The sequence below is a fragment of the Sphingopyxis sp. BSNA05 genome, assembly GCF_013265645.1.
GTDB lineage: Bacteria > Pseudomonadota > Alphaproteobacteria > Sphingomonadales > Sphingomonadaceae > Parasphingorhabdus.
Genome location: NZ_PYIA01000016.1, coordinates 1 through 9,326, shown reverse-complemented (window position 1 = coordinate 9,326; position 9,326 = coordinate 1). Strand labels below are relative to the sequence as shown.

Sequence of the window (9,326 nt, the reverse complement as noted above, 5' to 3'; positions counted from 1 at the left end):
AAATTTCGAGCGATGCAGAAAAGGAAGCTGCGGGGGTTCATCAGGCTGGACAGTTGCGGGCTGGTGGCCGCGCGCAGGAACACCTCTTGGGCTATATCACATGCGAGTTCGGGTCCGACCCGACCTCTGAGAAAACGAATCAACCCATCGCGTTCATGGCGAAAATTGTTTCGAGTGTCTGCCGCGCAGCATCATCGGGCCGATCTGACTGGATACGGCTACTCCGCTCGGGGAGCGCCTTGGCTGTTCGACTTCCTCGAACATGTGTCTTTTGCATGGAACCATCACGCTGGCGACATCCATCGTCCCCGTAACAAATGCAGGGAGGAGAGATTGCCAGCGCTACGCCGCCGTTCAGGCTAAGCCCTTATTCGGTTCGGCCCCCGGTCCATTATCGGACCAGCGTGAATGATGGTTGGCGGAATTTGTCCGCGCAGCCTTCGCCAAGATTCAGACTGCGTGCAATTTTTCTAACAAAATAGCAGGTACTGCGCAAGTATTGCCTTCGCATTTCAACAAACGCATGAGTTTCAGCATTTAGGATTTTTGATCAGGGGACGGTAACTTTCTCTATCGAGGAACCACGACCAAGTAAGATTATCCCAGGAGGTCGATGAGCGCCGAAACTTTCGCGCGTCGCCGCTGATGGTATATCTGCAATTTGCTATATAGCCCGATATCTTGCTTGGTCGAAAGCTGCTCCAGCTCCACAATCTCTTGCAGAGTATCGGGAAATACCAGCGGTTCTTTCATTCGCACGGCATGCATCCGCTCATTAAGTGAACGTACGGTCTCAACGATAATGATATTTCCGGAAAGTGAAGCGATGGAGTCAAAGAACAAGCCTATCCGGTCAGGATAGGTGCTGTTCTCCGACTTATATTCTCCATCGATCCATTCTTCTGACCGGTCAACCAGTGCCAGTTCCAGCAGCGCGACATTGACGGCAAGCATATCGCGAAGGGCCTTTTCGTTCAGGCGCGGAACACGGTAGCCCTCTCCATGTGTCATATCGACCAGCCGCTCACCAACGAGCCGGTTGAGACAGTCCCTGACTGGTGTCATGCTGATCCCAAGCTCATCCGCCAATCGCAATGATTCGAGCTTTTCACCCGGCGGCCAAACTCCTTGCATCAGCATTTGCTTCAGCTTTTTGCACGCGGGTTCAATAACATGTGCGGGACTCATGACGTAAGACGTTGACCGTCTGCAAACGCGCGGACGGCGCTTTGTTGATCCGGTCTCAGCGCGTCGGTAGCACGGGGAAAGGCCGGCACGGTCTCATGCAAGAGTATCGACGGACACTGTCCTTCGTAATTGCCGAGATTTGGTCGGTGCTGTGCATATCCTGCAAGTTCGGCAAGCTCGGGTTCAAAATTCTTCGCGATATGTGGCGGGTAGGCAAGCCATAGGTTCTCGTAAGGCTTCAACCAGCCCAGACTATAGCCGACAACGACGGCGCGGCGGACATCATTCGATCGGTTGGCGCCGGCTCCATGGATCGTAGAGCCAAGAAAGCAGATCGCAGATCCTGGCTGGCATTCTGCGACAATCGGCTCTGGGAGCTGTTCGAGCAATTCCACGTTTCGCTTGTGCGTACCGGGATAGAGCCTGGTCGCGCCGTTCACTTTGGTAAAGCGGCTAAGCGGCCACATGACGTTCAGCAGATATTGCTGGCCACCTTTGTCTCCCGGCCACATATCCTGATCGCAGTGCGGGAATTGCTCGATCTCACCGGGGTGGATCTCAATAGCCTGCGCAACATTGAGCTGGATGCGCTCACAGGCCGGTTTCAATATCATTTCCGCAAGCGAAATGATTGTCGGCTCCCGAACCAGATCTGCAGCAAAGCGCGATCGCCGCAGGAGGCTACCAAAGCGCTTGGTGCGATATCCATAAAAATCACCATGCCCGAAGGGCGTCTGCTCAAAATCGCTCTCGAGATCAGCCTCCAGATATTCAAGGATCGACTTGGGAAGCAGATCGGGAATTATGCAATATCCGACGGACGTGAGTTGATCCAACCATTGATCGGTTTCTACAGAATAGGTCATTGCAGGGCCCCCATGCCAGTGAACTGGTACCGCGGCGGCGAATAGATTCCATTATCCTTGAGTTGACCAGTCGTCTGATCGTCAATTTCGATGTGGAGAGCAATCAGCATCTCGGTGCCAAACAAGCGCGGCGGACCAAGCGCACGACATTTCCATCCGAACCGCGAGATTTGCCGGAACCACGGCATATTGGCAACGGCCGTGTAGTCGGTAATATTCCAACGCAGCGCATGATCCACGAGCGCCGACACAAGCTCGTTACGCGTCCTGCGCCGCTCCGTCCTGCAGAGGGCGGGGTCAATGCAGAAGCGCGTTATTTCTCGTGTTTGCAGACCTGACGGGATATTCCCTTCGCATAAGGATGGAAATAGCTGTCCCAATATATGAGAACGATCAGTGCGCAGCAGCCGCGCGGATGCGCGGTGATTTGCACTTTCATCGGCCAAAACAAGATATACCGCCTCCGGCGTATCAAACTGATCGACTTCGAACCGCCCGTCGAGAACCGGCACTTCCCATTTCAGAAGATCGACAAACACCCTTTTCTGGCTTCGAACATGGAACGAAGAGCAGGGTCCGATTTGTGGGGGGCGGATTGGGAGGAACTGAGCGGCATAGTGGTCACCTGTCATGTTGAACATGATGACATGACACCAGCTTGCGCGATTAGACGCTATACCAAGAAATGGGGATAGCGATGGGTGCCCCGACTGGGAACCGCTACGCACCGCCAAAATGTCCCAGTTCAGCGTTTGACATTTCCCTGCCACTTGAAGACATCCCCGAAGCCGATCAGCCCGTCGAACAACGCGGCAAGGATCAGGGACTGAGAGCAGTGCACTTCATATCTTTCGCGCGCCATCTTCAGATGTTGAATTACGGTTTCGGAGCTAATGCCCAGAATGATAGCTGTTTCCGCAGCTGTTTTGCCTCTGGCGACCCACAACAGGCATTCTCGCTGCCGATCGCTCAATCTAGGGAGCGCAACGGGCCGCGCCATGTCACTGATCTTCAGTGCGCTGGTAAGCGCGAGTGTACCGAGATATTCCGCAACAACAAGCCACCGATGCGGCAGGCACCTGTCGGGCGCAACCACAAACGTGAGTGTGCCTCTGGCCATACCCGGCAGATGTCGCGGTATGGTAAAGCCGTCGCCAATGCCGCATTCCCTGCCGACGGCGAGCATTTGCCGATCGCCTCGCGTCATTGGAATGAGTTGACCGATAGCTTCCCACGTGAAACCGCCAAAAGCCTGGTCGCATGCCCGTCGGACGGGATCGCGGCCGGCAAGGTCGAAACTTGTGTATACTTTAGCCCATTCATCCGGATAGTCATGCAGCAGCATTTCGGTATCAGCGTCGTCACTTGCTCGGGCTTCTAGTGAAAGAGCGAAGTGATCAAAGCCCATTCGCTGCGAAGCCTGCTTGAGCGCATCTTTCAAATCATTCGCCGTTTCGATGTCAAATAATGAAGCGCCAAACTCTTGAGCAAACCGAACACGCATTGATCAACCGTCCGATTTACCGGGGCGCCACCAACACGCTGCCGTTCAATCGCCTGGTTATCCCGGACGGCAGGCTCCAATCCGCTTTTCCGGTTTGTTTAAGCCTATGTCTCGAACGAGGGCTGCGACCCTTCTATCGATGCTGGCGAACACACTGCTACTTCGGCAACCATGCAACTAATCTAAATAATGTCAGCAAAGTATCAAGATTGTTACCGTTTCTGTCAAAGTAGAAATCTATCTATCCATATGCCTTATTCAGATTATCGAAGATGAGCAAAGGCTCCTGTTTGGAGCAACGCCCTGTAACCCTGCCGCATCAGATGAGGTGCTTCGCTTACTAGACGCTGTTTGTCGCCGTTCGGATGATGACTTCCATTCGATTGCTCGCCCCAGATCAGATCTTGGATAACTGGTCTTTTCGCGAACCAGTCGCGGAACGCCGATCGGCTTCATGAACAGACGCTCCCGTTAGCTGGGATGCCAGCTTGATGTTTTGCAACTTTAACCATCGGGATTCACAAATTGAGCTATGCAGCTTGAGGGGCGGGATACTAACTGTGTCGTCCGTTTGATCATTTTGCTCATATCCTTTGAATGATTTAATCCCCGTCCGCATGCGCTTCGGCAGCTGCCCGCTTCTTTTAAAACCTACTTGTTGTGAGCTAGCCATCCCCAGAAGTTGGTATGTCGCATTGGTCCGCCCCTGAGTAGATTTGCCGTTGGCAGAGTTTGTGGTCCGAAAGCCGATAAAGGCAACGGGTAGCATGATTTGCCTTCGCAAGAATGCCTCGACAGCAGCACATCTTTGGAGCAAATTATGAACCGAAGTCGTTATGTAATCCGACCGATCGACGCGATTGATCGAGCAATTATTTCGTCATTAACTGACAATGGTCGCATCACTGTTCGTGAGCTTGCTGAACAAATAGGATTGTCTGGTCCCAGCATAACCGAGCGCATTCATAAACTTGAAGATGCGGGCGCGATCCAAAGATACACGATTATGATCGATCCCAAGGTGTTTGGTCGAGGTATTGCGGCGCACGTCCAAATACGCGCGATGCCAGGGGAACTGAAGCGTGTGACGCAGATGCTCATCGAAACACCGCAGATTGTGCAAGCTGATCGCGTCACTGGGCAAGATTGCTTGCTTGCTAAGCTCATTTTGAACGATGTTGCAGAACTTGAGACTGTAATTGATCGTTTCCTGCCGTTTTCGTCGGCCGACACAGCAATAGTTAAATCGTCAATAGTCGCTCAGCGCCTTCCTAAATTGTAGACCGTGAGTCGTGACGGGATAGTAGGTCAAAACCAAATGGGCACACCGTAAATAAGGCAAAAACTATAACTGCCTTTGTGAATCCATAGCCGACCTATTCCCCTACGGGCTACCAATGGCTCGATAGTCGGGCAGAGTATTACTGCTCCAAATCAGAGCTTTGGGAGCAATTCAAAATGAACTTGAAAACACATCTACATTCGCACGCCGTGGTAGGGAGCGGCGCCACATAATGGCCTATTCTGCGGCTACCTTGCTTGCACTGGCGTCGCAATGCGCACCAAGTGTTGCACCCGAAACGGTGCTGGCGATTATCCAGACCGAAAGCAGCGGCGAGCCATTCGCGCTCAATGTAAACGGTGGTCGGCAACCCGCCCGGCAAAGCAACGCCGGCGATGCGGCAGCCACGGCGCGGCGTTTTGTCGCATCGGGCTATTCGGTCGATCTGGGGCTTGGCCAGATTAACTCGCGCAACATGCGCTGGCTTGGTCTTACATGGGAAACAGTATTTGACCCTTGCACCAATGTTGCCGCCTTGGCCCGTGTCCTTACCACTAACTATAATGCGGTCAGCGCCGGACGCGATCCGCAAACCGCCCTCCGGGTCGCGCTTTCAATGTATAACACGGGAAGCCAGACGCGCGGTTTTCGCAACGGCTATGTCGCCAAGGTCGTCGGCAATGCTGGCATCGCCGATAGGCGGGTATCTTATACTACCACGGCATCGCAACCAATCGAGGAAACAAGCGGCGAACTGCAGACAATCATTGTCGTAGAAAATGCGGCGCAACAGGTGCCACCTCGCCCTGCACCGCCCCCGCGTTGGAACCTCTTTGAGCGTGCGGCTTACGAACGCGAAACCAAAACTTTGGCAGAGAACGAAAGGGGCAGCATATGAGCACCATCCTAAATTTGGCACGCGGCGCTAGCGTGTGGCGCACATCCCGTGCATCGAAATCTAACCAGCTTCAAAACAAGCGCCAACGCTCGCTGTTCTGGAGCATAGCGCTCTTATCTGCGATTTTCATTTCGCTCGCGCTCCCCGAGCCAGCCTACGCACAAAACTTAGAGAGTTTTGCTAGCAACGTGCGCGGGCTTTTATCATCGACCCTCCTTCGAACACTAGCAGTCATCGCCGTTATTGTAACGGGCCTACTCTGGTTTACAGGCCGCGCCTCGACCGCGGTTCTGGTAACGGTTATTATTGGTATCGCCATAGTCTTCTCGGCGGAATCCATCGTCGGTCTCATTGCGGGCTGACTGCGATGAACGAGCAAACCGAAATTCTGACAAAAAACACGCTGTTCCTCGCGGTGACACGCCCGGCGCTCTGGGCGGGGATTCCAATTGAAGCGGCGGTGTTACTGTTGATCGCGAGCGCATCCGTGCTGATTCAGAGCAACAGTCCGCTCTATGCCGCAATGATCGCGGCTTTCGGCTATTCAATCTCGCGGTTGATTGTGCGCCACGATGTCAATGCGTTTCGTCTGCTGTTCCTTTGGGGCCGGACCAAGGCGGGCAACCGAAATCGAGCGTTTTGGGGCGGCAGCAGCTACTCACCGCTGCCGCTGACCGGTTTACGCCGCAAAGGCTTTGGTCGTCATGGGTAGATTGCTCGCCTCCAATAATTCTGTGCCGCGAAAAATAGCGCAGCGCGAGGCAACGCCTGAAAAGTTTCTGCCTTATGCGCGTCACGTCAACGAAGAGATGGTGGCGCTCGATTCTGGCGACATCATGCTGACCTTCGAGCTGCAAGGCCGCGCGTTCGAGACCGCCGATGTGCGCGATTTAAACGACTGGCACACCAAGCTCAACGGAATGCTCCGCAACCTGCACGACGAACGGCTGTCAATCTGGACGCATCTGATCAGGATGCGGGTGGATCAATATCCCGGTGGGGCATTCAAATCTCGTTTCGCTGCCGATCTCGACCGTGCCTATTTTGGCCGGATCAACCGGGAGCGGATGTTCATCAACCGCTTCTTTGTCAGCCTTGTCATACGCCCTGCTGCGACTGGAAGCGACAAGATCATCCAGCTCTTCAAGCGGAAGGTTTCCAAGCAAGCGGAAAAAGGTCCGCTGATAGACGAGGCACTAGTCGAATTGCTCGACGATAAGGCTCGCGACTTTGAAAAGCTCATGGCGCGCTGTCAGCCGCGCCGCTGCGGGGTATATGCACATCGCGGATTGATGTTTTCCGAAGCGATGGAAGTCGCTGATATGGTAATGACCGGACGCCATGTCCGCGTTCCCGTTGTTCGCGGGCATCTGGGCGGAGCGCTTTACCGCGCGCGGACGATTTTCGGCGCGGAAACTATCGAGGTTCGCGGTGCCGACACATCAGCGTTTGGCGGCATTTTCGGAATCCGCGAATACCCCGCGCAAACTACCCCGCGCCAGTTTGAAGCGTTGCTGTCGGTCGATTTCGGGTTCGTCCTGACACAATCCTTCACATTCCTTGGGCGAGCGGCTGCAACCGAGAAGTTCCGTCTGCGCATGACACAAATGGAAAATTCAGGCGACCGCGCGGTCAGCCAGGCTGATGCGCTGATTGATGCAAGCGACGATCTGATGTCAAATCGCTTTGTTTTGGGCGATCACCATTTCACGCTTGCCGTCTATGGGACAAGTATGCGCGCCTTGCGCGATCATATGTCTGTGGCGCGAGCGGCGCTTGCCGATACAGGCATGGTGGCGGCGCGCGAGGGCGCTGCGCTTGAAGCAGCCTATTGGTCGCAGCTTGTCGGCAATTTCGCGTGGCGCGCCCGGCCTGCGCCTATCACATCGCTCAATTTCGCTGCCTTCTCACCCTTTCATACTTTTCCGGCAGGACAAGCGAGCGGAAATCATTGGGGTGATGCAATAGCGCTTCTCAAAACCAGCGCGCGCAGCCCCTATTTCTTCAATTTCCATAAAGGCGATCTGGGTCACACGCTGATCATTGGTCCGTCCGGCGGCGGCAAGACCGTGCTGCTCAACTTCCTGATGGCACAAGCGGAAAAGACCGGCGCTCGGCAGATATTCATCGACAAAGATCGCGGCGCACAAATCTTTGTGCAGGCAAGCGGCGGAACTTATCTCGCATTGCATAATGGCATCGCCACCGGGTTCTCCCCGCTCAAAGCTCTTACAGATTGCGCCCCGGACAAGAGCTTTCTGTCGATATTCATCCGCCAATTGGTCCGCGCCGATGGCAAGCCAATTTCTGTCCAGGAGGAACGGCGTATCGAAGACGGCATCAATGCAGTCATGAAACTGCCGGCCGCTGACCGGTCGCTCAGCGCACTTCGCTCGATGCTCGGCATGAAGGATGCAAGCGGCGTTGGCGCGAGGCTAGAAAAATGGACTTCGGAAGGCTCGCTAGGCTGGGTGTTCGACAATCCGACGGATTCAATGACGCTGGACGCCCAGTTCCTCGGCTTCGACATGACCGATTTTCTCGACAATGCCGATATCCGCACGCCTGTCATGCTGTATCTGTTTCACCGGATCGACTTGGCCTTGACCGGCGAACGGATGATTATTTGCATTGATGAATTCTGGAAGGCGCTGGGCGATGAAGCCTTCCGACGTTTTGCACAGGATGGCCTGAAAACCTACCGAAAGCGCAATGCGCTCATGGTATTTGCAACACAATCTCCCGCTGATGCGCTCAAAAGCGACATAAGCCATTCGATCCTCGAACAGGTCGCAACCAAAATCATGCTGCCCAATCCGTTTGGTGCGCGGCGCGATTATGTGGATAGATTCTCACTGTCAGAAGCCGAATTCAAACTCGTGCGCGAAGACCTCTCACCTGAAAGTCACAAGTTTCTCGTCAAACAAGGCCATGACAGCGTGGTGGTCGAACTTGATCTGAGCGGTCTCGATGACGCGCTCTCCGTCCTGTCGGGCCGCGCAGAAACCACAACCCAAGTCGATGAAATCATTGCCGAGGTTGGAAGCGACCCTGCCACCTGGCTTCCCCTCTTCCATAGTCGGAGGCGTCCCAGCTGAATCCAACAAAGACGCTGAACCATGAAGAAAGGTAAAATCATGAAGAAGATGATGAAGCTACTAAGTGCAACGCTGCTTATCGCAGCCCCCTTGCCCGCATTTGCCCAAGGCATGCCAGTCCATGACAGCGCCAGCCTGATCCAGCAAATCAACACGGTCAGGCAAACCATACAAATGGTCCAGCAAGGCAAGGAGCAAATTGCCGAAGCGCAAAGACTCTATGAGGATTTAAACAAGCTCACCGACATTCCGACATTAGCCCAGCAGCTCAAAACCGATGCGCTACGCGAACTCGATACATCAAACGGTTCCCTCGAAGGGTTTGGAACTGGCGATCTTAATGTAGTTGGCGCGGGACGCGCGAAGGCCGATGAAGTCTATCGCGGACTTCTTGACCGGCTTGGCCTAGCGGGCTCGGAGCAGTCGCGCGCTGCCTTTGATCTCAACGCGCGTAACATTGGTATCAATGCCGGCCTTGCAGAAAATGTCG

At 54.4% G+C, this 9,326-nt stretch carries 10 protein-coding genes; 6 read left to right on the top strand and 4 right to left on the bottom strand.

Translation table 11 applies throughout. From position 1 onward, the window contains the following. Nucleotides 1-597 precede the first annotated feature (597 nt). The 4 genes from C8024_RS01965 to C8024_RS01950 form a co-directional block, all read right to left on the bottom strand. Complete coding sequence (locus C8024_RS01965) at nucleotides 598-1,188, bottom strand: GntR family transcriptional regulator (protein WP_217271937.1); 591 nt, start codon at nucleotides 1,186-1,188, stop codon at nucleotides 598-600. Further along, complete coding sequence (locus C8024_RS01960; protein ID WP_173202756.1) at nucleotides 1,185-2,054, bottom strand: phytanoyl-CoA dioxygenase family protein; 870 nt, start codon at nucleotides 2,052-2,054, stop codon at nucleotides 1,185-1,187. The genes C8024_RS01965 and C8024_RS01960 overlap by 4 nt, the downstream gene beginning before the upstream one ends. Next, the gene (locus tag C8024_RS01955; protein ID WP_254305471.1) at nucleotides 2,051-2,695 is read right to left on the bottom strand and encodes an acyl-homoserine-lactone synthase; all 645 of its coding nucleotides are present in this window, start codon (nucleotides 2,693-2,695) and stop codon (nucleotides 2,051-2,053) included. Before C8024_RS01955 ends, C8024_RS01960 begins: the two co-directional genes overlap by 4 nt. A 104-nt stretch (nucleotides 2,696-2,799) precedes the next feature. Further along, complete coding sequence (locus C8024_RS01950) at nucleotides 2,800-3,558, bottom strand: LuxR family transcriptional regulator (RefSeq protein WP_173202755.1); 759 nt, start codon at nucleotides 3,556-3,558, stop codon at nucleotides 2,800-2,802. A 772-nt stretch (nucleotides 3,559-4,330) separates the two neighbouring features. Between C8024_RS01950 and C8024_RS01945 the strand changes: the two genes are divergently transcribed. The 6 genes from C8024_RS01945 to C8024_RS01920 all read left to right on the top strand — a co-directional run. Then, nucleotides 4,331-4,840 (top strand): Lrp/AsnC family transcriptional regulator, encoded by a 510-nt coding sequence (locus C8024_RS01945; protein WP_217271936.1) that lies wholly within the window; start codon nucleotides 4,331-4,333, stop codon nucleotides 4,838-4,840. A gap of 232 nt (nucleotides 4,841-5,072) precedes the next feature. Next, nucleotides 5,073-5,738: a lytic transglycosylase domain-containing protein gene (locus C8024_RS01940; RefSeq protein ID WP_173202753.1), complete on the top strand. Its 666-nt coding sequence runs from the start codon at nucleotides 5,073-5,075 to the stop codon at nucleotides 5,736-5,738. Beyond that, nucleotides 5,735-6,100 (top strand): TrbC/VirB2 family protein, encoded by a 366-nt coding sequence (locus C8024_RS01935; protein WP_173202752.1) that lies wholly within the window; start codon nucleotides 5,735-5,737, stop codon nucleotides 6,098-6,100. Before C8024_RS01940 ends, C8024_RS01935 begins: the two co-directional genes overlap by 4 nt. A gap of 5 nt (nucleotides 6,101-6,105) precedes the next feature. Next, nucleotides 6,106-6,450 (top strand): type IV secretion system protein VirB3, encoded by a 345-nt coding sequence (locus tag C8024_RS01930; protein WP_173202751.1) that lies wholly within the window; start codon nucleotides 6,106-6,108, stop codon nucleotides 6,448-6,450. Then, the gene (locus tag C8024_RS01925; RefSeq protein ID WP_173202750.1) at nucleotides 6,443-8,836 is read left to right on the top strand and encodes a VirB4 family type IV secretion/conjugal transfer ATPase; all 2,394 of its coding nucleotides are present in this window, start codon (nucleotides 6,443-6,445) and stop codon (nucleotides 8,834-8,836) included. The genes C8024_RS01930 and C8024_RS01925 overlap by 8 nt, the downstream gene beginning before the upstream one ends. Before the next feature lie 21 nt (nucleotides 8,837-8,857). Then, nucleotides 8,858-9,326: type IV secretion system protein (locus C8024_RS01920; protein WP_217271934.1), on the top strand; the 469-nt coding region annotated here is incomplete at its 3' end.